Raw genomic sequence first — 20,975 nt, forward strand, 5'->3', positions numbered from 1 at the left:
AGGGGAAATTCTAACTTAATGTGAATTTCCTGAGTTATCTAGGACAGCCCCTTATTATTTGCCAGAGCAGGCGTTTCGTCGCCTACCACGAGCAGGGGCAATCCCCTGCACCCCACCGTAGCCCAACCATCCGCTGTCCCATTCAGCCATCATAAAAGGCAGCCTGAAAAGCAAAACCGCATAGTGTCGAGTTGTCATGCGGTTTTTGTTGAACAAATTGAATTTCAGGCTGCCTATCAACACCCCAAGCCCATAGTTCAGGCAGCCTGAAAACTATGGCATAATTGTGTTTAATTATGTAATCAAAGGTAAACAAAATGACAACCGCCAAAGGCAATGTATTCATTATTTCCGCCGCATCGGGCACAGGCAAAACCACGCTGGTTTCGCGTTTAACCGCGCACAATCCGCAAATCCGCGTGTCCATTTCGCACACCACGCGTCCGCCGCGCGACAACGAGCAACACGGCAAGCATTATTATTTCACCACGCGCGAGCATTTTACCGAATTGGTGGGGCAGGGCGCGTTTTTGGAACACGCCGAAGTGTTTGGCAATTTGTATGGCACCAGCGCGGCGGCGGTGCAAGAAATGTGCGCGCAAGGCTTTGATGTGATTTTGGAAATTGATGTGCAAGGCGCGGAGCAAGTGCGCAAGGCGTTGCCCGAAGCGGTGAGCATTTTTATTTTGCCGCCATCGCTTGCCGTGCTGGAACAGCGTTTGCGCAACCGCCAAACCGATAGCGAAGAAACCATCGCGCGGCGGTTGAACGAAGCGGAGCAGGAAATCCGCTATGCGTTTGCGTTTGACTATATTGTGGTGAACAACGATTTGCTGCTGGCGGAAAGCGATTTGCTGCATATTTTTAAAGCGCAACGCTTGCGGCTGCGTAATCAAACGTTAACCGTTGAAAAGATATTGCAAAATCTTTAAAATTTAAACCCTTTTCTTTAATCCCTTTTCAGGCTGCCTAATGCCGTAAATGCGTTTTCAGGCTGCCTTAAACCCACTCACAAGGAAACCCTAAATGGCTCGCATCACCGTTGAAGAATGTATTGAAAAAATCCCCAATCATTTTGATTTAACCCTTGCCGCCGCGCGCCGCGCCCGCCAGCTGGAAAACGGCACATCGCCTTTGGTGGAAGACATCCGCCACGATAAGCCCACCGTAACCGCGTTGCGCGAAATCGCCGCAGGGCAGGTTACCGCCGAAGAAATCTTGTCGCGCGTTAAATAATGGTTTTCAGGCTGCCCATTGCGCTCGGTTGCGTGGTGGGCAGCCTGAAATTTTATTCACAGAAGCAAAGGAATCATCATGCTAAAAAAACTCGCCCTGCTCGCCATCATCGCCCCCACCTTGGCAAACGCTTCTTGGCTGGAAGAACGCCGTTGCAGCAACATCTACGAAGCAGGCTTTGCCACAGGCTTGTATTTAGGACAATGCGGTGTGCCAACTGACGTGGTGGAGCAAAAATACCAACCGCGCTTGGCACAAGCGGTGAACAAGCACCATTGCGAGCAATACAACGAAAAAAACATCGCCAAGCTGCAACAAAACACCGAAACGCTCAAAGCCAAATACCTGAAAAAAGCCAGCGCACCCAATTTCTGCGCCAGCTATGAAGCCGAAATTGATAAGCTGTTGCGCAAATATGAATAATTGAAGCCACGTTAAGGCAGCCTGAAACGTTTATCCTGATTGAGCTTTTCAGGCTGCCTTATCCCATAATCCATAAGATTTAACGCCCATCCCGTTTTCAGGCTGCCCAAACTCAAACTCAGGCTCTAAGGCAGCCTGAAACCCAGTCCAGCGGAGCCACAAGCCAAAGCCCATGCCCATGCCCATCCCATCGCCCCAAGCCCCTTACGACCCGCTCACCGCCGATTACCGCAGCAAGCTATTGCGCGAAGCCAGCTATCTTTCCGATGTCGAACAGCAGCAGCTAGAAACCGCCTGCGCCTACGCTTTTCGCGCCCACGATGGGCAAACGCGCAAAAGCGGCGAGCCTTACATCACCCACCCCATCGCCGTTGCCACCGAGCTTGCCCGTTGGCACATGGACATTCAAACCCTAAGCGCAGGCTTGATGCACGATGTGTTGGAAGACACAAGCGTAACCAAAGCGCAAATGGCAAGCGATTTTGGCGACACCATTGCCGAAATGGTGGACGGTTTGTCCAAATTGGAAAACCTAAAATTTGACAGCCAAGCCGAGCAGCAAGCCGAGAGCTTTCGCAAGCTGATTTTGGCGATGACCAAAGACGTGCGCGTGATTATCGTCAAACTGTCCGACCGCCTGCACAATATGCGCACACTCGGCGCAAAAAGCCCCGCCAGCCGCCGCCGCATCGCCACCGAAACGCTAGAAGTCTATGCCCCCATCGCCAACCGCTTGGGGCTCAACCACGTTTACCGCGAGCTGCAAGACTTGTCGTTTCACGCCATGCACCCCCATCGCTACGAAATTCTCAAACGCGCCATGACCGCGTTCAAAAAAAATCGCCACGACGTGATAGAGCGCGTGTTGCGCGAAATCAGCCTGCGCCTTGTTGCCTGCAATATTGAAGCGCAAATCCGCGGGCGCGAGAAAAATCTCTACAACCTACATCAAAAAATGCTGTCCAAAAAACTCAAATTTGAAGAAGTGTTGGACATCTACGGCTTTCGCGTGATTGTGAACAACATCCCCGCTTGCTACGCCGCTTTGGGCGCGCTGCACAGCCTGTATCAACCGCGCCCCGGTAAAATCAAAGACTACATCGCCATCCCCAAATCCAACGGCTACAAATCGCTGCACACCACGCTCAACGGGCCATACGGCTTGCCGATTGAAGTGCAAATCCGCACGCGCGAAATGCACGCCATCGCCGAAGTGGGCGTGGCAAGCCATTGGGCATACAAAGGCAGCAAGGAAGACGAAACCACGCTGCGCACCAATCAATGGCTGCAAAACATTTTGGATTTGCAAGCGCGCAGTGCTAACGCGATGGAATTTTTGGAACACGTTAAGGTGGATTTGTTCCCCAACGAAGTCTATATCGTTACGCCCAAAGGCAAAATCATCACGCTGCCGCGCGGCGCAACGCCGATTGATTTTGCCTACACCATCCACACCGACATCGGGCATCGCTGCGTGGGCGCGCGCGTGAACCGCGTGGCGGTGCCGCTCAACACCCAGCTTAAAACGGGCGACACGGTGGAAATCATCACGTCCACGCACGGCAAGCCCAACCCCGCTTGGCTCAATTTTGCCAAGTCCAGCCGCGCCCGCAGTGCCATCCGCAGCTACATCAAAAACACCAGCCATGCCGATGCGATTGCCTTGGGCGAACGCCTGCTTGCCCGCGCATTAAACAGCCTGCTGCCGAAAAAAGTGGCGCAGTCCGAAACGCTGAAAGACAAATATTTGCAATCGCTGGAAGAGAAAAAACAAACGTTTGAAGACGTGTTGTATCAAGTGGGCATGGGGCGGCTGCTGCCCGTATCGGTGGCGATGGAAATTGCCGAATTGGCGGGCGAACATTGGGGCGGCGAAGTGAAACTCAGCCCGATCCAAGTGAACGGCAATGAAATCCCGCACGTTCACTTGGGAAAATGCTGCCTGCCCTTGCCGGGAGACGGCGTACGCGCCGTGATTGTTGCCGACCAAGGCGTGATTATCCACCGCGACACCTGCGCCACGCTGCTGAAAACCGACAGGGAACACCAGCTGGATGCCGATTGGGCGATGCTGCCCGACAACGCCAACAAAACGTATGACACAGCGGTGGTGGTTTCATCGCTGGATGCCCACGCGCTCTTGGCAGCGATTACTTCCGCCATTTCCGATAACGGCGCGGACATCGCTTCGGTGGATACTTTGGCTAAATCGCAAGGCGGCACAGCAGGCTTTGTGGAGTTCCGCTTTAATTTGAGCGTGCGCGATTTGGCGCATTTGAACACGGTGATGGCGGCGTTGCATCAGATTCCGCAGGTACGCAAGGTTACGCGGGTGTGATTTTAGGCAGCCTGAAAATGGAAAATGGCGGGTGGGCAATCATCCGCCGTTGATGGGATGGATGGAGAAGTGTTTTCAGGCTGCCTTTGCGGATATTCCAAGGCAGCCTGAAATTTATTGTGGAATAGATTCAATTAAATCGGCGTGTAGGACGTGATGATAATCAATATTTTAGTGGCTTTTCCGCCCCAAGGCGGCATCTGCCGTGTCAAAAATACTCGCCTATGGATCGACAGGAACTTGCATTTTGCCTTGCATCTGCCATTTTAGCTTCGCAAGTTCGCCGCGCCACTCTGACGCAAAATCTGATTTTTAAACCAATTGTAAATAGCCCCTAGATAAGTTTAGGCGTTTTGTAAAGATTTCAGGCTGCCCCACTCTTCTCCATCTCGCCAGCAGGAAACCACCATGCCCCCAACCTTCCCACCCTGATACACCCAATTCCTACAAACCCTTGGCGATGCCGACAGCCACCCCATCGCCGCCGAGTTCGGCGTGTACCTATACGGCAGCGCCCACCTTGCCGAGCACAACGAAACCTACGCCATCGCCCAAAATGCGCCCGACTATTGGATGATTGGTCAAGACGGCGACATCGCTTTCTTTATCCGCCGCAGCGGCGATGACGAAACCCTATATGCGTGCGATTTGGGCGCGCTGGGAACAATGCCGATGACCATTGTCGCAACCGATATAGATGCCTTTATCCGCCAGATTGAGCAAGGCGACTACGTATACTAAAAGGCAGCCTGAAACCCCAAAAAACCATTTTCAGGCTGCCGCAAACGCATAAACCACCGCCCCAAGCCGTTCCACCTGCTGTGGTTGCAAGCGAATTTGCACCAATCCACCCCCGCTTTCGCGCTGCGCATCAGGCGTAAGCCACAGCGTCAGCAAACCGTTGTGCGTATCTAAAAACGTTGCCAAACCATCGGACAGATGCACGATGCGGCTGCCGTCATCAGGCGCAAGCGTAAGCCGCCCCAGCGTAAGTTCTACAAAACAGCAATTCTGTTCCAACGGCAGTGGGTCTTCGCTCAACAGCACGCGCAACGGCTGCCGATTGATTTGCACACCACGGCAAGTAAATTCAAAAACATCCATAGGCTCAATCCAAAGGCAGCCTGAAAACGAGTAAAGCCAAAACAGCAAACGAAAATCTTTTCAGGCTGCCTTTATCGCATACTTCAAAGGCAGCCTGAAACCTTTACAAAATCCCAGTAGCAGCTTGAAAAGTTGGTGGTATCCTAAAAAGTATGCTGTACTGCTGCCCACCATAGCGGATAGCTTTAACGTTTGATAAACGTCATCCTATTTCATCCATCATTGGGTAACAAACCATCGCCACTTCATCGGCTGCTTGGTTTTGCAAAGGTTTCAGCCTGCGTAGCATAGCGAAGTTGCCAAGTAAAAACCAAAAAACCGTGCCGCAACCAAGCAACACGGTTTTTCTTTATGCTCATCTACTGATTCTTGTTTTCCAAGCGAAAGCTCACCTTAACAATCCCCGCGTCTTTCGCCACTTCCAACACCTTGGCAACATTTTCATACGGCGTGTCTTTATCCGCATCAATCGCCAAAACGGCATCAGGGTCGTTTTTCGCCAGCTCTTCCAGCTTCGCTTTTACCGCAGGCAAATCCATTTCATTGGTAGATTCCTCGCCTAATGTATATTTGCCCGCTGCGGTTACCGCCAAGTTAATCGGCTTCACATCCTGCTTTGGCTGCTCTTTCGTGCTGCTCGTGGTTGGCAAATTGATTTGAATCGAGTGCGTCAAAACAGGCATCGTAATCATAAACACAATCAGCAATACCAACATCACGTCCACCAAGGGCGTAACGTTAATATCATTCATCGGCGCATCATCGCCGCCCTCGTTCACATTAAAAGCCATCCTCAATCCTTCCCGTTAAGCAATTGAACATGAAAATCGTGGGCAAAGCTGTGCAACTCGCGGCTCAAATTTTTGTTGCCGCGCATAAACACGTTATACGCCAACACCGCAGGAATCGCCGCAAACAAGCCTACTGCCGTTGCCACCAACGCTTCGCCAATGGGCCCCGCCACCGCAGCAATGCTCATTTGCCCGCTGTTGCTGATGTTAATCAGCGCATGGTAAATCCCCCATACCGTGCCCAGCAGCCCCACAAACGGTGCGGTTGAGCCTACTGTTGCCAATGCCGTCATGCCGCCTTCAAAACGGCTCAAAATCTTGCCGATGCTGTGGCGCATTTCGCGTTCCAAATAAGCATTGCGTGGCAAACTTGCCGACAGCATGGAGCTTTGCGTTGCCTGAAATTGCTGATTGGCGCGAATCGCATCCAAAGCCAATTCGCTAATCGGCGCGTCAATTTGCTTCGCTTGTTGCTCGGCTTGCACCAAGTCTTTGGCTTCCCAAATTGCTTTCGTAGCCGCGCGATTCGCCCGCCGTGCCGCGCGATAACGCACGCCACGCAGCAAAATCAGCACCCACGTTGTGATACTCATTGCAATCAAGCACAAAAACACACCAATCAAAACAGCATCGCCGCTTTTAAAAACTAGTCCTAAATTCATTCGTTTACTTCCATAAGTGATTAAAAAAACATTTGCTTTCAGGCAGCCTGAAAACTATTTATTCAGCTCAAACTCAAAAGTGAACTGCGTATTAAATCGGGTTGAAACAAATTCGCCATCCACTTTTTTGGGGCGATAACTTGCCGATTGCGCCGCGCGTTTCGCCGCATTATCCAATGCCGCCGAGCCGCTAGACTTGGTTACTTTCACTTCCATAACCTTGCCCGCCGCATTTACCACCACCGAAAGTTTGACCACGCCCGTATCTCCGTTTTCCGCTGCTGCGCGTGGATAAGGCGGATTGGGCAAGTTGATATAGCCGCCATCGGCCACCATGACGTTGTTTCCGCTATTGTTGGACGGCTTCGCTCCTCCTCCTTTCTTGCCGTGTCCATCGCCGTTCTTATCGCCCGCCCCATTTTGCGGCACTTCGCTGTTCACAGACGAACCGCCGCCGCCCGTGCCATCAGGCGCACGGTTTGCCGCGTCCTTATTCGCCATTGCGCTGCTGTTGCTAGATGATGAAGACGGATTGGCAGACGGCGCAACAGACGGCTTGGGCGGCTCAACTGCTTTTTCAGGCTGCGGTTTAACCACAGGTTTTTCAGGCTGTTTAATAGGCTCGGGCTTAATCTCGCGCTTGGGCGGTTCAACCTCCTTTTCAGGCTGCTTAAAGTCCGCAGGTTTATCATTGCGCACCACCGCCGCCACTTTGGGCTTTTCCACCACCTTAGGCTTGGGTTCAGGCTTAGGCTCGGGCTTGGGTTTAACTTTCGGCTCAGGTTTGGGCGGCTCAGCAGGCGGCTGCGGTTTGGGCGGCTCTGGCTGCTCCATAGGCGCAGGCGCACCATCGCCCAATGGCTTATCATCGCCCTCAACCGAACCCAAATCCACAAATGCCATCGCATCCGCTTCCACAGGCTCGGGCGGCTTAAAACCATTCCACGACAAAGCAATTACACCTGCATGTAATAAAGTAACCAAACCAATTACAGCAGGCTTCAAAAAACGATTATTTTTCATCATCCAGAGATTATAATTCAAATAATTAGCATTTTGCTAGCCAAAAATAACAACATAAAATTACACAACACCCATAGGCAGCCTGAAAAAATAACGCAGCTTAACCATTCTTTGCACAGCCCCATGCCATCGTTTATAATTTGCCCCATTTCAACCCACCCCGATAGGAAACAAAATGACAGATTTCAACAAAGTTCTAGACGCAGGCGACGTGGACAACGGTATCATCAACGTGGTCGTTGAAATCCCCGAAGGCAGCGCACACAAAATTGAATGGGACAGAAAAAACGCCCTGATGAAACTAGACCGAGTAGAACCCCAAATCTTCGCCAAACCCACCAACTACGGCTTCATCCCGCAAACCCTAGACGAAGACGGCGACGAACTGGACGCGCTCATCATCACACGCACGCCCTTGCCCACAGGCATCTATATGGAAGCGCGTGTTATCGGCGTGATGAAATTTGTGGACGATGGCGAAGTGGACGACAAAATTGTCGTTGTGCCCGCTGATGACCGCGACACCGGCAACGCCATCCAAAGCCTAGCCGACCTGCCCGCCCAGCTCATCAAACAAATTGAGTTTCACTTCAACCACTACAAAGACCTGAAAAAAGCAGGCACAACCAAAGTGGAACACTGGGGCGACATTGAAGAAGCCAAACAAGTTATCCGCGAATCGCAACAACGTTGGAAACAACAATAAAATCCTTTTCAGGCTGCCTAACACATATTATTGGTATAGGCAGCCTGAAAACTAAGAACCTGTATTCATATTTGTATGGGCAGATTTGATGACATAAAAACGTGGATACAAGGCGAACGGTAGCTGTATTTTTAGGGCATATTAAAGATACCTATAAAAATAGTGAATACAGGTTCTAACATCCCAAAATCCAAATTTCTACTCTCGCTACACACAACATCAAAAAACACATTTAACAAAGTGCCAAAAAACGTTAGTTTTATTTAACCATGCCAGAAATCCCCATCCAAGATAACGACAGCGAAGTACGCAATCTCGCCCTACCGCCCCATTCCATAGAAGCCGAGCAATCCCTGCTAGGCGGCTTGATGCTTGAAAACAACGCCTACGACCGCATCGCCGACATCCTAGCCGAAGACGATTTCTATCGCCATGAACACAAACTCATCTATCGCGCCATCTCCGCACTCATCAACGAAAATCGTCCCGCCGACATCATCACCGTGCAAGAAGCATTGGAACGCAACGACCAGCTTGACCACGCAGGCGGGTTTGACTACCTGCTTACCCTTGCACAAAGCACCCCATCCGCTGCCAACATCCGCCGCTACGCCGAAATCGTCCGCGAACGTTCCATCATTCGTCAGCTTGCCGAGATTGGAACAGAAATTGCTAGAAATGCCTATAATCCGCAAGGAAAAAGTGCGGAACAATTATTAGACGAAGCCGAAAATCAAGTCTTCCAAATCGCAGAAAGCACAGCAAAATCCAAACAAGGCTTCCTAGAAATGCCTGATTTGCTGCAACAAAATATTGAACGCATTGATATGCTGTATCAACGCGACAACCCCGATGAAGTAACAGGCATCGCCACAGGCTTTACCGATTTAGACAGAATGACATCAGGCTTGCAGGCAGGCGATTTGGTTATCGTGGCGGGGCGACCATCAATGGGCAAAACCGCATTTGCCATCAACATCGCCGAACACGTTGCCATTAGCGGTAAACGCCCCGTTGCCGTATTCTCAATGGAAATGGGCGGCACACAACTGGTTATGCGGATGTTAAGCTCCGTTGGGCGGCTTGACCAAAGCGTCCTAAAAAACGGCAGCCTGAAAGACGAACATTGGGAGCGACTCAACGAAGCCGTTGCCAAGTTAACCGATGCACCCATCTTTATTGATGAAACCGCAGGTTTAAGCGCATTAGAATTACGCGCTCGCGCAAGACGGCTTGCCCGCAGATTCAACAACCAATTGGGCTTAATTGTTATTGACTATCTGCAACTGATGTCAGGCTCGGGTCGCAACGATAATCGCGCATCAGAATTAGGCGAAATTTCCCGCTCGCTCAAAGCACTCGCCAAAGAATTGCAAGTCCCTGTTATCGCGCTATCACAATTATCGCGAACCGTAGAACAGCGCACAGACAAACGCCCCATGATGTCCGACCTACGCGAATCTGGCGCAATTGAGCAAGATGCTGATTTAATTATGTTTATGTTCCGCGATGAGTATTACACCAAAGAACAAAGCCAATTCAAAGGGCTCGCAGAATGCATTATCGGCAAACATCGGAATGGTCCAACAGGACGCGTATTTCTAACCTTTATGGGGCAATTTACCCGCTTTGAAAATGCTGCATACATCCCAGAAGCAGCCAGTAACACAGAATAATTGATTAACCTATTCTTAAATTTGAGTTAAAACTATGCCACACGATAAAAGAGTACAAGGGTTTACCCTATTAGAACTAATGGTTACCGTTGCCATCATGGCAATTATGGCAGCTATTGCTTTCCCCAGTATGCGCAATTTTGTTTCCAACTCACGATTGGTTAATCGCTCAGAGCAAATCGCTAATGCGTTCCGCTTTGCACGAACCGAAGCTGTGCGCATGAATACTCCTGTTTTATTGTGTGGCGTTCTTATTAGAAAAGATGGACGTCCTACTGGTGTTTGTGATGAAACAAAAATCAGTGATGGTATTTTGATTTTTGCCGATAAAGATAGAAATGGCATTTATGATGCTAAAATAGATTCTGCATTAAGAACTATTACACTAAATGGCCCTAATATTTCAGCAAACAGCAAAGTGAGCGTGAAAACAGAAACTTGTGATCTTGCTGGCACGGTTTGTAGCGCGTCGCCATCTAATACATTTGTTTTCCTACCTAATGGTTTCTTTGGCTACAAAAAAACAGCAGCAGCTTCTACTGCAAATGACTACACAAATTTTGTTGCACAAAACGAATTTGGCTCAAAATATATTCGTTTAGGAATTAGAGACGCGGGCAGAGAAAATTCTCCTGTAAGATATGCTTTGATTACGCCAACAGGTAATGCGGCGACATGTAGCTCTTCTGCTTCTGCAAAGGATGCGCTATCAGGTGATTTAGTTAAATTCTGTACTAAATAAATTTTAATTTTCTTTTTGGATTTAGACCATGATTTCAAAAAACATACGCACTCCTTCTTTTGCGAAAAAGCAAAATATTCAGGGTTCAACGCTTATTGAAGTGATTGTTTCTGTTATCTTGCTAACCTTAGGTCTGCTGGCACTAATGGCAACTCAGCTACGTTCTGTTTCTGGTCTAACCGAAGCTGAAAACAAAAGCCTTGTCTCACAAAGCACAGAAGCATTAGCCGAATCCATGCTGATGAATGCAACTTTGGCTAAAACAACAGGCAGAGATTATTCACATAACTATGCATCTTATATTACTAGCCCAACACAAATCACAGGTCGTGTTGACCAATTCTCGCCATCAATAGGTGCTGAATATACAAAAGTCTCAATAGCAAATGAATATAAACAACAGTTTGAACACGAGTTGTACAATAATCTCATTGCCCCAGAATCATCTACTGTTTCTTCAGTCAGCTACACTATTTGTTTAGATAAAGAAGAACCTGCACAACCTACTTTGGATAGTACAGGCAGAATGAATGCTAACTGTCAATCTAGCGGTGCTTATACAGCTATTAAAGTGGCGTGGCGTTCAGAAAGTTCAAAAAACCGCTTTAATGATTATAGCTATGTATTACGAGTAGCAAATTAAGTGATGAGTAAAAAGGTTTTAACATGAAAACAATGCAAAATAATTCATTTCCGTCTTCTCGTAAAAATTCAGGCTTCACTTTAATGGAATTCTTGATTGCTAGTGCACTAGCAATGATTGTCATTAGTGCTGCTGGTAGCACCTATTTCATCACGCGCAAACTGAATAACAATGCACAAAAACGCTTAGATACACAACAAAATTTGCGTAATGCAGCTTCAAGCATTACGCGAGATGCCCGTAATACGGGTTCATTTGGTTGTTATAGTTCTGCAAATATCAGTAACTCTAACAAATTTGAATTTAATGATTTTGCAGATGCAGAGAAAAAACTTATTGCCATCACAGATAATGCCGATGGCAGTAGTCAATATAGTGGCTTTGGTATAAAGGTTTTAAATGCGAGCACAGATTTCGCTGGGGCTGGCATTACTACAACAGGCTTGTCCGATATCAGAGGCGGTATACTCTTTATTTATGGCAAGGATTCTGCAGGAGTTGCTATTGATGATGCAACTGGCAATGCAGAGATTTCTGGTAAACAACAGCTGCCTGACTTAAATCAATCTATTGCTGCAAATTCAACAAGAGCGAAAAATACGCTTGTCATGACTAGCTGTTCTTACGCATTTGCAACGCATGCAACAGATCAAAATCCTAGAAGTTTTAAACTAGATAATATAAATACTAAGATTAGCAATTTGGGTTCAAACAAAGGGGAGTTTACATTAAACAAACTCTATGCCGCAGCATATATTGTGGCAACTATTAACAATGTCCCCAGTTTATTACGTTATGATTTAGACCCAGAAGGCAAATGGCAAGGGCCTCAATTATTAGCTCAAAATGTAACGGATATTAAATCGCAATTTATCTATACAAAAGATTGCAAAAATGACTCTACCAATACCAATGACCATAATAAAGAGAAATTCATTTTTACGGATAATGAGCTAACTACTGATGGAAATCTAAAAGGGTTACCTGTTGGTTTAAGACTCACACTAAATTATAGATATTCTGGTACAACAACTGATACCCCATACATTATTAATGCAACTATTCGTGCAGGTAACGTATGTTCTACAACTTCCCCTGCGTAAAATACTAGTTAGGAGTAATCATGAAGAATAAATATAAATATAATCAAGGCGGTTTTTCCTTGTTCATTGTCATGGTGATTATGTTGGTTATCGCATTGTTGGTTATTGCAACGAGCCAATCAACAAATACTGAAATGCGCATGAGTACAAATGAAGCGGATAGAAAATATGCTCTTTCTCTTGCCGAACAAGGTCTGCGGGATGCTGAGTCCGTCATTAAAGACTGGGTAAATACATCTAGCAAAACAGCAATTACCTTTAAAGCAGATTGTGATAAAGGTTTATGCGCTCCTGCAAAAGATACTTATAAAGCAGATAGCCGAGATTTGCTCTTTAAATATGTTCCTAGTGAAACCCCATCTACAATTCCTGCTTGGGAACGATGCCAGTCAAATGTATATAACCGATGTGAAATCAATAAAGCATCAGTGTTGGATAAAGGCTGTGAGGGTAAAACCTGTAAAGCAGTATCAGGGGCAGAAACACGCTATATCATTGAATATTTAGGTAGTAAAACTGACGCTAAATTAGGTTATGTGGACTATTTTCGTGTAACATCGCGCGCACATGGTAATAATAAAGATACAGTTGTTACACTGCAAACTTATCTTGAATTATTAAATAAACAATAAAAGGCAGCCTGAAATGAATAAAAATAGAGTTTATGGCTATACGCTTCTTGAACTAATGATTGCGGTTGCTATTATTGCAGTAATTGCTGCTTTTGCCCTTCCTACATACCAAAATTATTTAGAAAGAGCAAACTTAGCAGAAGCTAAACAGCAGATGATTTCATTCCGTCAATCTGTAGAAGCGCAAAAGCTGGTTAATCCTCGTGCGAGTTTGGCTGATATTCTGAGAGATACAACAAATGTTCCAGCATTAAACAGCACTAGCAAATATACTTTTTCTCGCGCAATTGAACAGAAAAAATTATATTTGCAAGCAGTTCCCAAAACCAGCGGGCATAAATATGGCATTTGGATGGATAGTGATGGCTCTACTTATCGTTGCAAAGGTTTAACAACAGGCAGTGCTACTTCAACCAAACCCAGCAACTGCGAGTCATTTTAATCATTCGCTTAAACAAGCTGATAGACAAACTATCAGCTTGTTTTATTTTGTATTCTCCGCCGATGGCCGTATTTTCTGCTAAAATTGCGCAATTATTTGATACGAAAGTTATTTATGTCTATTGCTAACAATCGCAAAGCATTTCACGATTATTTTATTGAAGAGCAAATTGAAGCGGGCTTGGTGTTAGAAGGCTGGGAAGTGAAAGCCATTCGTGCGGGGCGTGTGCAGCTAAAAGAAAGCTATATCTACTGGAAACGGGATGCGTTTTATTTGGTTGGTTGCCATATTACCCCGCTGCCAACTGCTTCCACGCACGTTAAGCCCGACCCTGTTCGTCCGCGCAAGTTATTGTTAAACCAGCGGGAAATTAATAAGCTCATCGGCAAAACCGAACGCGCTGGCTACACCATTGTGCCGCTTAATTTGCATTATTTACGCGGACGCATTAAAGCGGAAATTGGCTTGGCGAAAGGTAAAAAATTGCATGACAAACGCGAATCATCCAAAGAAGCGGATTGGAAACGCGAAAAACAACGTTTGATGAAGCACGCACGATGATGAATACAGCCGTTATCGCCTTTGGCAGCAATTTGGAAAACCCCATCGCGCAGGTGCAAAACGCGCTTGCTGCGGTGGCTGCTTTGCCGCAAATAGGCAGCCTGAAAACGTCTTCGCTGTATCGCACCGCGCCTGTTGGCTATGCCGAGCAGCCTGATTTTATTAACGCGGTGGCGGTGGTGGAAACAAGCTATGCTGCGCTGGAACTTTTGCAGCAGCTGCAACAGATTGAGCAGCGGTTCGGGCGGCAGCGCAGTTTTCGCAATGCGCCGCGCACATTGGATTTGGACATTATTGATTACGCGCAAACCGCCAGCAATGCGCCCGATTTGCAGCTTCCGCATCACCGCGCGCACGAGCGCAGTTTTGTGATGCTGCCATTGGCGGAAATTGCGCCTGATTATCCAATCGCCCATTTTGGCACGGCGCAACAGCTCGCTGCAAAATTGGGCAATGCAGGCATCGAAAAGCTGCCCAACCCGTTTTCAGGCTGCCTGAAAGCTCAATAAGCGCGTATAATTCGCGCTTTTTTCTACCCGCATACAACATGAATCATCCCTTTGCCCAAGCCCTTTCCAACGCATTAAGCTATGCCATCGTGAGCAAGCAAGTGAGCCAACAGCATGAAGCGATTGGTTTTTTATACCGCGAAGAACCCGCGTTTGAACACGACAGCGGCTGGCGTTTTTTCAGCGGCGCGGAAGACGATGCTTATGCCAACGATTCGGCGAACTACGAAACCTTGCCATTGAGCCAAATCATCGCCGCGCATCCTGAAATTGCGCCGCTGATGCAGCAAAGCGCGGGCGCGTGGGAATGGAATGATGATAGCGAAAGCTATACCCCTGTTACCGATTGGCAGCCGCAAGCATGATTTCAGGCTGCCTACTTATTTAATCCAAAGGAAAACACATGAAAACAATCGCTCCTAATCTGAATGGGCAAGGTCTCAAAATTGGCATCGTGCAAGCGCGTTTTACCAACGAAGTGGGCAGCGCGATGGTGGAAGTGGCACGCAGCAAATTGCTGGAACTGGGCGTGGCGGATGAAGACATCACGCTGGCAACGGTGCCTGGTGCGCTGGAAGTGCCGCTGGTTTTGCAAAACATGGTGGCGAGTGAGTCGTATGACGCGTTGATTGCCATCGGCGCGATTATCCGTGGCGAAACGTATCATTTTGAATTGGTTGCCAACGAATCGGGCGCGGGCGTGTCGCGCGTGGGCTTGGATTTTAATGTGCCGATTGCCAACGCAATTTTGACCACCGAAAACGATGCGCAAGCGCACGCGCGGATTCAGGAAAAAGCCCGCGATGCGGCGATTGTGGCGGTGGAATTGGCGAATTTGTTAAACGGTTTGGATGAAGAATAATTTTCAGGCTTCCTGAAAACGGAAAGGACGATTATGCGAGTTTCTCCCCGCCGCCGTGCGCGCGAATTTGCCGTGCAAGCCTTGTATCAAGTGGCGTTGAACAAAGTGCCCGCGCCCGAAGTGGCGCAACACATCCGCGAAAGCAACGATTATCGTCATGCCGATGGCGAATTGTTTACCGCCATTTTTTTCGGCGCGCACAACCATCAGCGCGAATATATGCAAATCATCCGCCCCTTGCTTGACCGCGATGAAAACCTGATTAACCCGATTGAGCGCAGCGTGCTGCTGGTGGCGGTGCACGAGCTCAAAGAGATGCCCGAAACGCCTTACCCTGTGATTATCAACGAGGCGATTGAAGTAACCAAAACCTTTGGCGGCACAGATAGCCACAAGTTTATTAACGGCATTTTGGATAAACTGGTGACGCAGCTTCGCCCCAATGACCCGAAGCGTCGTGAGGCAGCCTGAAAACTGTAAAACCGCCGTTTCAGGCTGCCCCATCCAATAGAAAGGAATGAATATGAAACAATCATCTCTTGCATTGCCGCTGTTTTTGATTATCGCGGGCGTGTTGTGGCTGCTCAAAAGCATGGATTTATTCCCCAGCACGGCGAACATCATCGCCTTTGCGCTGTTTGCATCGGGTGTGTTGGTGTTTGTGTTGGATGGATTTAACAAGCAAACGGTCGTATCCGCACCACTGCTGATGTATATCGGCGGCGTGTTGTATTTGGTGAACGAATATGAATACGCGACTGCGCCGTTTATTGCGCTGGGGATGGTGATTTCAGGCTGCCTGATGTTGCTGGCGCGTAGCGATGCAATTCCGCATAAACGCTCGGCAAACTCGGGGCAGAATAATCAGCCGTAGTTTGATGTGATTCGTTGTAGCCAAATACCCATTTCAGGCTGCCTGAAATGGGTTTTGTTTGGGCTAGGCGTATTGAAACAGCATATAGCCGCCCTACTCTGGCCACCCATAAAAAGGCAGTCTGAAACCTTTACAAGGTAAGTGTCCTAAAAAATATGCTGCACTGCTGTCCCTTCCCCCGCCAGCGGGAGAGGGGACAGCAGTACAGCATACTTTTTAGGACACCACCCAATGTTTAATAAGCGTTGACGGCGAGCCGCCGCAGCACCATTTTAGTTTTCAGGCTGCCTTTGCATCCCGCCAAGGCAGCCTGAAAACTATCCGCGTGCAATATCGGGTGTGTCCACACGCACATCAGCGTTTTGAGCGCGGTGTCGCAGGGCGTGGTCGATGAGCACCAGCGCGAGCATGGCTTCGGCGATGGGGGCGGCGCGTAGCCCCACGCAGGGGTCGTGTCGCCCGTGGGTGGCGATGGTTACGGGGTTGCCGTGGATGTCTATGGATTGGCGTGGGGTAGCGATGGAGCTGGTGGGTTTGATGGCGAAGTTGGCGGTGATGGTTTGCCCTGTGGCGATGCCGCCAACGATGCCGCCTGCGTGGTTGCTGGCGAAGCCTTGCGGCGTGAGTTCGTCGCCGTGGTAGCTGCCGCGTTGGGCGACCACGCCGAAGCCGTCGCCAATTTCTACACCTTTGACGGCGTTGATGGACATCAGCGCGTGGGCGATGTCGGCATCTAGGCGGTCAAACACGGGTTCGCCCAAGCCAAATGGCACGTTGCGGGCTTCTATGTGCAGCTTCGCGCCCACGCTGTCCAGCGATTTGCGCACGCTGTCCATATAGGCTTCCAGCGTGGCGATTTGTGATTGGTTGGCGGCAAAAAAGGGGTTTTGCGCGATGTAGGCTTCGTTTTCAAAGGCGATTTCGTGTTCGCCCACTTGCGTTACCCAGCAGATGATGTGGGTGCCGAATTGTTGGTGCAGCCATTTTTTGGCGATTGCACCTGCGGCAACGCGGGCGGCGGTTTCGCGTGCGGAGCTTCTGCCGCCGCCGCGATAGTCGCGCATGCCGTATTTGTGCCAATAGGCGTAGTCGGCGTGGCCGGGGCGGAATTGCTGGGCGATTGAGCCATAGTCTTTGCTGCGCTGGTCGGTGTTGCGAATCAGCAGGGCGATGGGTGTGCCTGTGGTCTTGCCGTCAAACACGCCTGATAGGATTTCTACTTGGTCGTCTTCGCGGCGTTGGGTAACGTGGCGGCTGGTGCCCGGTTTGCGGCGGTCTAGGTCGGGCTGGATGTCGGCTTCGCTGAGCGGGAGATGGGGCGGGCAGCCGTCGATGATGCAGCCGATGCCTGCGCCGTGGCTTTCGCCAAAGGTGGTTACGGTGAAGAGTTGTCCGAAGGTGTTGCCTGCCATGATGTGCTTTCTGGTGGATGGTTTTTAGGATGGCAAATTTTAACATAAAGGCAGCCTGAAAGCGGGGTTGGGGCTTTCAGGCTGCCTTTTGTGGTGGGGTTAATATTTTTCGTATTCTTCGGCTGTTATGGGGTCTTTACCGAAGCGATTGTTGCCTTTTGTGCCTTCTAAGCTAAGCAAAATCAGTAGGATAAATGTGCCTACATAAGGAATTAAACAAGTAAAAAACCACCAGCCTGAGCGGTCGGTGTCGTGCAAACGGCGCACGGTAACGGCAAGTGTGGGCAGGATGGTGGCAAGCAGATAGATTGCCAGCAATGCTATGCTAACCAAAACGCCAACCGTAAATATATCCGAATGACCGTCTTTGCCTATGCTGTTGGGTGTGGTATTGGAAATAAAGGCAAAAAAGATGCCGATAAGAAGAATAAGCTGTATCAGTCTATCTATTAGCGTGTATATCCAGAACTCTTTTCTACGCGCACGCCCCCTGAATGTGATGTATTTTTTTAAGAACCTGTATTCACTATTTCCATAGGCAGATTTTATGAAATAAAAGCGCGGATACAAGGCAAAAAGCGCAATAAGGTTGGACACCTTGCGAGCATTTTTAACGCAGTAGCTACGTTTTTAGGGCATAAAAGATGTCTATGGAAATAGTGAATACAGGTTCTAAAGCTGCTAAATACCAGCTCATGTTCAAACTCCTTGTTGGATTTTTGTTAAGAAATGAAAAATCGCAGGATTGTAATTGTCGGGGGTGGGGGGAATGTCAAGCGCAATGGCGGGAAATTAGCGTAATCGCTTAATGGGCGGGCAAAAGTAATCTCTCGCCGATGAAAATAGTGAGAGTTTTTAAATTTTAGCTCTGCTGAGCTGCGTTTCAGGCTGCCTTGGTGATGAATAGGGCAGCCTGAAAACGTTGAATGCTTGGGTGGGCTATTTTGTTGCTTGCCAGAATGTGATTAACCACGGTGGGTAACGCGTTGCTCGCCATACGGTTGGGCGCGGGCGATGATGGTTGGGCAGCCTGAAAAGAGGTGGAGCGTGGGGTGCAGGGGCTTGCCCCTGCTCGTGGTAGGCGGCGAAACGCCTGCGCTGGGAAAGAGAAAAAACATTAAAAGGCAGCCTGAAACAGTAAAACAAGTTTTCAGGCTGCCTTTTGTTGCGCTGCTGTGCAGCTTCAATCGCAATTCATCGGGGCGGTAATTTCTATGCTCTGGCTGTGGAAAGCATCCAGCGTGCCGCGGTGTCCGATGCTGATGATGATGCTTTGGGGCAGGCGTTGGCGGATTAGGGTGTAGAGGTGGGCTTCGGTGGGTTCGTCGAGCGCGGAGGTGGCTTCGTCCAGTAGGATAAGCTGGGGTTGCGACAGCAGCACGCGGGCAAAGCCGATGCGTTGTAGCTCGCCAGGGGAAAGGATGTGTTGCCAGTCTTGCTCTTCGTCTAGCCGCTCGGCAAGCTGGGGCAGCAGGCAGTCGGTGAGTGTGGCGATAAGGGTTTCGTTGCTGGCTTGGATGTTGGGGTAGCACAAGACGTGTTTCAGGCTGCCTTGGGGGACGTAGGGGCGTTGCGGGATAAAGAGCGTGTGGCGTTTTTCAGGCTGCCATACGTTGCCGCTGCTGCCAAACGCCCATAGCCCTGCCAGCATGCGCAGGGTGGTGGTTTTGCCGCAGCCTGATGGGCCTTTAATCAGCAGGCTTTGCCCTGCGGCAGCCTGAAAATTGAGGTTATCCAGCAGGATGTCGCCGTTGGCGCGGTGCACGGTTACGTTTTGGATTTTCAGGCTGCCTTGGCTGATTTGGCGTTGCGGCTGCTGGCTGTGGTGTGGCTCTTCCATGCTGGTCATAAAGCCGTATAGCCGTTCTAGGCGGGCGCGATAGACGGTGAAGCGTCCGTAGAACAGGCGGAAAAATGACAGCGCTTGTTGCAAGCGGGCAAAGGCTTGCACGGTTTGTTGGATGTCGCCGAGTTTGATTTGCCCTGCAAACAGGCGCGGGGCTTGCAACAGGATGGGAAAGAGTTTGATGCCGCTGGAAAACATGTCGTTGAAGCCGCTTAAAAACACGCTTTGGCGGGCGATGCGCCATTTGTTGCGGATGATGGCGGCAAAGCGTTGATTGAGCGATTGTTTTTCTTGCGCTTCGCCGCCGTAAAAGGCAACGGATTCGGCGTGGTCGCGGATGCGGATGAGCGAATAGCGGTAATCGCCGTTGAGCTTTTCGTTTTCATAATTGTGATGAATCAACGGTTTGCCTATCCACATGGCAACGAAGGTGGCAAGGATAACGAAAATAAACACAAAATAAACAATGCCATGCGGAATATTGATGCCAAACACGGTCAGCACGCCCGCCAAGCCCCACAGCACAATGGCAAATTCTAGCGAGGTAAGCACGGAATTGAGCATGCCGCGCACAAATTCAATGGTGGAAACGATGAAATCTTGCGCGTCTTGCTGGATACGTTGGTCTATGTTGTCGGGGGTGTGGCGTTTGCTTTGCAGGCGGTAGTAGTTTTTGTCGCTGAGCCAGCGTTCAATCAGCACCGCGTTGAGCCGCTCGCTCCATTTAATCGCAATGGCTTGGTCAAAAAAATCGTTTACCGCGCCGTTAAACGTGCGCAGCAGTACCACGGCGGCATTCATGGCGGCAAACAGCCAAAACACGCTGGCATTCATGTCTTGCATGGATGTGTATAGCCCGCTGGACATAAAGGTGCTGAACACGTTGAGCCGCACTTCGGTGAGCAGCAACACAATCATGACGGAAATCATCAGCAGGGCGCGGCTGGCGGCTTTTTTATCCAAACACGGGCGCAGGACGTGCCAAAATTCGCGCCCGAAGCGCGTGTATTTGAGCAGCCAAACCACGATAGTCAAAATAAGCACAACGCTGACAAAGGTTTGCAGCAGCCAGATGGGGGTGGCGAACAGTTCTTGCTGCCATTTGGGGAGTTTGGTGGGCATGATGGGATGGGGGAATGGTTTTTCAGGCTGCCTAAACAAGGCAAGATGGCAGCCTGAAACACTAAAAAACACAAGGCGATGTCCTAAATATGCTGCATTGCTGTTCTCTCTCCCGCTGGCGGGGGAAAGTTAGGGTGGCGGTTTAATCGCTTGCCACCCCCATCCTAGCCTTCCTCCGCTAGCGGGAGAAGGAACAGATGGCAGGGTTTTTAACCCATACTGCTTGCTATCAACCATCATCAAGCCAGCATACTTTTTAAGACATCGC

At 49.3% G+C, this 20,975-nt stretch carries 28 protein-coding genes; 18 read left to right on the top strand and 10 right to left on the bottom strand.

What is annotated here, in order from left to right; translation table 11 throughout:
• Nucleotides 1-317: 317 nt before the first annotated feature.
• The 3 genes from gmk to Q4A85_RS01875 all read left to right on the top strand — a co-directional run bounded on the left by gmk (nt 318) and on the right by Q4A85_RS01875 (nt 1,659).
• The gene (gene gmk, locus Q4A85_RS01865) at nt 318-932 is read left to right on the top strand and encodes a guanylate kinase (protein WP_303107402.1); all 615 of its coding nucleotides are present in this window, start codon (nt 318-320) and stop codon (nt 930-932) included.
• A 94-nt stretch (nt 933-1,026) separates the two neighbouring features.
• A complete protein-coding gene (gene rpoZ, locus Q4A85_RS01870) occupies nt 1,027-1,236 on the top strand; it encodes a DNA-directed RNA polymerase subunit omega (RefSeq protein WP_303107404.1) in 210 nt (69 codons plus the stop codon).
• A gap of 78 nt (nt 1,237-1,314) precedes the next feature.
• Nucleotides 1,315-1,659, top strand: coding sequence for a hypothetical protein (locus Q4A85_RS01875; RefSeq protein ID WP_303107406.1), 345 nt, complete (start codon nt 1,315-1,317; stop codon nt 1,657-1,659).
• Between the two features lie 48 nt (nt 1,660-1,707).
• Here the strand turns inward: Q4A85_RS01875 and Q4A85_RS01880 are convergent, their stop codons facing one another.
• Nucleotides 1,708-1,839 (bottom strand): hypothetical protein, encoded by a 132-nt coding sequence (locus Q4A85_RS01880; protein ID WP_303107408.1) that lies wholly within the window; start codon nt 1,837-1,839, stop codon nt 1,708-1,710.
• On the opposite strand from Q4A85_RS01880, the gene Q4A85_RS01885 reads away from it, so the two are divergent.
• Nucleotides 1,838-3,997 (top strand): bifunctional (p)ppGpp synthetase/guanosine-3',5'-bis(diphosphate) 3'-pyrophosphohydrolase, encoded by a 2,160-nt coding sequence (locus tag Q4A85_RS01885; protein ID WP_303107522.1) that lies wholly within the window; start codon nt 1,838-1,840, stop codon nt 3,995-3,997. The two genes, Q4A85_RS01880 and Q4A85_RS01885, sit on opposite strands and share 2 nt — an antisense overlap.
• Before the next feature lie 2 nt (nt 3,998-3,999).
• On the opposite strand, the gene Q4A85_RS01890 is transcribed toward Q4A85_RS01885, so the two are convergent.
• Nucleotides 4,000-4,131, bottom strand: a complete 132-nt coding sequence (locus tag Q4A85_RS01890; RefSeq protein WP_303107410.1) for a hypothetical protein — start codon at nt 4,129-4,131, stop codon at nt 4,000-4,002.
• A gap of 361 nt (nt 4,132-4,492) precedes the next feature.
• Here Q4A85_RS01890 and Q4A85_RS01895 point away from each other — a divergent pair, with 361 nt between their 5' ends.
• The gene (locus Q4A85_RS01895; protein WP_303107412.1) at nt 4,493-4,738 is read left to right on the top strand and encodes a hypothetical protein; all 246 of its coding nucleotides are present in this window, start codon (nt 4,493-4,495) and stop codon (nt 4,736-4,738) included.
• A 30-nt stretch (nt 4,739-4,768) separates the two neighbouring features.
• On the opposite strand, the gene Q4A85_RS01900 is transcribed toward Q4A85_RS01895, so the two are convergent.
• The 4 genes from Q4A85_RS01900 to Q4A85_RS01915 all read right to left on the bottom strand — a co-directional run bounded on the left by Q4A85_RS01900 (nt 4,769) and on the right by Q4A85_RS01915 (nt 7,505).
• Nucleotides 4,769-5,149, bottom strand: coding sequence for a hypothetical protein (locus tag Q4A85_RS01900; RefSeq protein ID WP_303107414.1), 381 nt, complete (start codon nt 5,147-5,149; stop codon nt 4,769-4,771).
• Between the two features lie 311 nt (nt 5,150-5,460).
• The gene (locus tag Q4A85_RS01905) at nt 5,461-5,892 is read right to left on the bottom strand and encodes a biopolymer transporter ExbD (protein WP_303107415.1); all 432 of its coding nucleotides are present in this window, start codon (nt 5,890-5,892) and stop codon (nt 5,461-5,463) included.
• 2 nt (nt 5,893-5,894) lie between these two features.
• Nucleotides 5,895-6,554 carry a MotA/TolQ/ExbB proton channel family protein gene (locus Q4A85_RS01910; RefSeq protein ID WP_303107417.1) on the bottom strand — a complete coding sequence of 220 codons (660 nt, stop codon included), beginning with the start codon at nt 6,552-6,554 and terminating at the stop codon, nt 5,895-5,897.
• A 54-nt stretch (nt 6,555-6,608) separates the two neighbouring features.
• Nucleotides 6,609-7,505: an energy transducer TonB gene (locus tag Q4A85_RS01915; protein ID WP_303107419.1), complete on the bottom strand. Its 897-nt coding sequence runs from the start codon at nt 7,503-7,505 to the stop codon at nt 6,609-6,611.
• A 247-nt stretch (nt 7,506-7,752) separates the two neighbouring features.
• Between Q4A85_RS01915 and Q4A85_RS01920 the strand changes: the two genes are divergently transcribed.
• The 13 genes from Q4A85_RS01920 to Q4A85_RS01980 all read left to right on the top strand — a co-directional run bounded on the left by Q4A85_RS01920 (nt 7,753) and on the right by Q4A85_RS01980 (nt 16,327).
• A complete protein-coding gene (locus Q4A85_RS01920; protein ID WP_303107420.1) occupies nt 7,753-8,283 on the top strand; it encodes an inorganic diphosphatase in 531 nt (176 codons plus the stop codon).
• Between the two features lie 269 nt (nt 8,284-8,552).
• Nucleotides 8,553-9,959 carry a replicative DNA helicase gene (dnaB, locus tag Q4A85_RS01925; protein WP_303107421.1) on the top strand — a complete coding sequence of 469 codons (1,407 nt, stop codon included), beginning with the start codon at nt 8,553-8,555 and terminating at the stop codon, nt 9,957-9,959.
• A 34-nt stretch (nt 9,960-9,993) separates the two neighbouring features.
• On the top strand, nt 9,994-10,701 hold the full coding sequence (locus tag Q4A85_RS01930; RefSeq protein WP_303107422.1) for a GspH/FimT family pseudopilin: 708 nt from the start codon (nt 9,994-9,996) through the stop codon (nt 10,699-10,701).
• Between the two features lie 28 nt (nt 10,702-10,729).
• On the top strand, nt 10,730-11,344 hold the full coding sequence (pilV, locus tag Q4A85_RS01935) for a type IV pilus modification protein PilV (protein WP_303107424.1): 615 nt from the start codon (nt 10,730-10,732) through the stop codon (nt 11,342-11,344).
• A gap of 23 nt (nt 11,345-11,367) precedes the next feature.
• The gene (locus Q4A85_RS01940; protein WP_303107425.1) at nt 11,368-12,447 is read left to right on the top strand and encodes a PilW family protein; all 1,080 of its coding nucleotides are present in this window, start codon (nt 11,368-11,370) and stop codon (nt 12,445-12,447) included.
• Nucleotides 12,448-12,467: 20 nt separating this feature from the next.
• A complete protein-coding gene (locus Q4A85_RS01945) occupies nt 12,468-13,079 on the top strand; it encodes a PilX N-terminal domain-containing pilus assembly protein (protein WP_303107427.1) in 612 nt (203 codons plus the stop codon).
• A 13-nt stretch (nt 13,080-13,092) separates the two neighbouring features.
• Complete coding sequence (locus Q4A85_RS01950; protein WP_303107429.1) at nt 13,093-13,521, top strand: prepilin-type N-terminal cleavage/methylation domain-containing protein; 429 nt, start codon at nt 13,093-13,095, stop codon at nt 13,519-13,521.
• Between the two features lie 114 nt (nt 13,522-13,635).
• On the top strand, nt 13,636-14,082 hold the full coding sequence (gene smpB / locus Q4A85_RS01955) for an SsrA-binding protein SmpB (protein ID WP_303107430.1): 447 nt from the start codon (nt 13,636-13,638) through the stop codon (nt 14,080-14,082).
• The gene (gene folK, locus Q4A85_RS01960) at nt 14,079-14,591 is read left to right on the top strand and encodes a 2-amino-4-hydroxy-6-hydroxymethyldihydropteridine diphosphokinase (RefSeq protein WP_303107523.1); all 513 of its coding nucleotides are present in this window, start codon (nt 14,079-14,081) and stop codon (nt 14,589-14,591) included. The genes smpB and folK overlap by 4 nt, the downstream gene beginning before the upstream one ends.
• 38 nt (nt 14,592-14,629) lie before the next feature.
• Entirely contained in the window at nt 14,630-14,956 is a 327-nt protein-coding gene (locus tag Q4A85_RS01965) for a DUF2185 domain-containing protein (protein WP_303107431.1), read from the top strand.
• Between the two features lie 38 nt (nt 14,957-14,994).
• Nucleotides 14,995-15,453 (top strand): 6,7-dimethyl-8-ribityllumazine synthase, encoded by a 459-nt coding sequence (gene ribH, locus Q4A85_RS01970; RefSeq protein WP_303107432.1) that lies wholly within the window; start codon nt 14,995-14,997, stop codon nt 15,451-15,453.
• Between the two features lie 33 nt (nt 15,454-15,486).
• On the top strand, nt 15,487-15,924 hold the full coding sequence (nusB, locus tag Q4A85_RS01975) for a transcription antitermination factor NusB (protein ID WP_303107434.1): 438 nt from the start codon (nt 15,487-15,489) through the stop codon (nt 15,922-15,924).
• A gap of 52 nt (nt 15,925-15,976) precedes the next feature.
• Nucleotides 15,977-16,327 (top strand): hypothetical protein, encoded by a 351-nt coding sequence (locus tag Q4A85_RS01980; protein ID WP_303107435.1) that lies wholly within the window; start codon nt 15,977-15,979, stop codon nt 16,325-16,327.
• Between the two features lie 317 nt (nt 16,328-16,644).
• Here the strand turns inward: Q4A85_RS01980 and aroC are convergent, their stop codons facing one another.
• The 4 genes from aroC to Q4A85_RS02000 form a co-directional block, all read right to left on the bottom strand.
• Complete coding sequence (aroC, locus tag Q4A85_RS01985; RefSeq protein WP_303107437.1) at nt 16,645-17,739, bottom strand: chorismate synthase; 1,095 nt, start codon at nt 17,737-17,739, stop codon at nt 16,645-16,647.
• 99 nt (nt 17,740-17,838) lie between these two features.
• Nucleotides 17,839-18,336, bottom strand: coding sequence for a DUF805 domain-containing protein (locus Q4A85_RS01990; RefSeq protein ID WP_303107438.1), 498 nt, complete (start codon nt 18,334-18,336; stop codon nt 17,839-17,841).
• Between the two features lie 368 nt (nt 18,337-18,704).
• A complete protein-coding gene (locus Q4A85_RS01995; protein WP_303107439.1) occupies nt 18,705-18,857 on the bottom strand; it encodes a hypothetical protein in 153 nt (50 codons plus the stop codon).
• Between the two features lie 65 nt (nt 18,858-18,922).
• Nucleotides 18,923-20,707, bottom strand: coding sequence for an ABC transporter ATP-binding protein/permease (locus Q4A85_RS02000; protein ID WP_303107525.1), 1,785 nt, complete (start codon nt 20,705-20,707; stop codon nt 18,923-18,925).
• Nucleotides 20,708-20,975: the final 268 nt, after the last annotated feature.

Origin of the sequence: Kingella sp. (in: b-proteobacteria) (genome assembly GCF_030527935.1) — a bacterium.
Classification (GTDB): domain Bacteria; phylum Pseudomonadota; class Gammaproteobacteria; order Burkholderiales; family Neisseriaceae; genus Kingella_B.

Excerpts from the sequence above, each read along its gene's own strand:
- Q4A85_RS01940 (WP_303107425.1), top strand. The coding sequence starts at position 11,368 with ATGAAAACAATGCAAAATAATTCATTTCCGTCTTCTCGTAAAAATTCA.
- dnaB (WP_303107421.1), top strand. The coding sequence starts at position 8,553 with ATGCCAGAAATCCCCATCCAAGATAACGACAGCGAAGTACGCAATCTC.
- Q4A85_RS01885 (WP_303107522.1), top strand. The coding sequence starts at position 1,838 with ATGCCCATCCCATCGCCCCAAGCCCCTTACGACCCGCTCACCGCCGAT.
- Q4A85_RS01980 (WP_303107435.1), top strand. The coding sequence starts at position 15,977 with ATGAAACAATCATCTCTTGCATTGCCGCTGTTTTTGATTATCGCGGGC.
- pilV (WP_303107424.1), top strand. The coding sequence starts at position 10,730 with ATGATTTCAAAAAACATACGCACTCCTTCTTTTGCGAAAAAGCAAAAT.
- rpoZ (WP_303107404.1), top strand. The coding sequence starts at position 1,027 with ATGGCTCGCATCACCGTTGAAGAATGTATTGAAAAAATCCCCAATCAT.
- Q4A85_RS01920 (WP_303107420.1), top strand. The coding sequence starts at position 7,753 with ATGACAGATTTCAACAAAGTTCTAGACGCAGGCGACGTGGACAACGGT.
- Q4A85_RS01995 (WP_303107439.1), bottom strand. The coding sequence starts at position 18,857 with ATGTTTTTTCTCTTTCCCAGCGCAGGCGTTTCGCCGCCTACCACGAGC.
- ribH (WP_303107432.1), top strand. The coding sequence starts at position 14,995 with ATGAAAACAATCGCTCCTAATCTGAATGGGCAAGGTCTCAAAATTGGC.
- gmk (WP_303107402.1), top strand. The coding sequence starts at position 318 with ATGACAACCGCCAAAGGCAATGTATTCATTATTTCCGCCGCATCGGGC.
- Q4A85_RS01945 (WP_303107427.1), top strand. The coding sequence starts at position 12,468 with ATGAAGAATAAATATAAATATAATCAAGGCGGTTTTTCCTTGTTCATT.
- Q4A85_RS02000 (WP_303107525.1), bottom strand. The coding sequence starts at position 20,707 with ATGCCCACCAAACTCCCCAAATGGCAGCAAGAACTGTTCGCCACCCCC.
- Q4A85_RS01880 (WP_303107408.1), bottom strand. The coding sequence starts at position 1,839 with ATGGGCATGGGCTTTGGCTTGTGGCTCCGCTGGACTGGGTTTCAGGCT.
- Q4A85_RS01905 (WP_303107415.1), bottom strand. The coding sequence starts at position 5,892 with ATGGCTTTTAATGTGAACGAGGGCGGCGATGATGCGCCGATGAATGAT.
- Q4A85_RS01875 (WP_303107406.1), top strand. The coding sequence starts at position 1,315 with ATGCTAAAAAAACTCGCCCTGCTCGCCATCATCGCCCCCACCTTGGCA.
- Q4A85_RS01965 (WP_303107431.1), top strand. The coding sequence starts at position 14,630 with ATGAATCATCCCTTTGCCCAAGCCCTTTCCAACGCATTAAGCTATGCC.
- folK (WP_303107523.1), top strand. The coding sequence starts at position 14,079 with ATGATGAATACAGCCGTTATCGCCTTTGGCAGCAATTTGGAAAACCCC.
- smpB (WP_303107430.1), top strand. The coding sequence starts at position 13,636 with ATGTCTATTGCTAACAATCGCAAAGCATTTCACGATTATTTTATTGAA.
- Q4A85_RS01930 (WP_303107422.1), top strand. The coding sequence starts at position 9,994 with ATGCCACACGATAAAAGAGTACAAGGGTTTACCCTATTAGAACTAATG.
- aroC (WP_303107437.1), bottom strand. The coding sequence starts at position 17,739 with ATGGCAGGCAACACCTTCGGACAACTCTTCACCGTAACCACCTTTGGC.
- nusB (WP_303107434.1), top strand. The coding sequence starts at position 15,487 with ATGCGAGTTTCTCCCCGCCGCCGTGCGCGCGAATTTGCCGTGCAAGCC.
- Q4A85_RS01950 (WP_303107429.1), top strand. The coding sequence starts at position 13,093 with ATGAATAAAAATAGAGTTTATGGCTATACGCTTCTTGAACTAATGATT.
- Q4A85_RS01910 (WP_303107417.1), bottom strand. The coding sequence starts at position 6,554 with ATGAATTTAGGACTAGTTTTTAAAAGCGGCGATGCTGTTTTGATTGGT.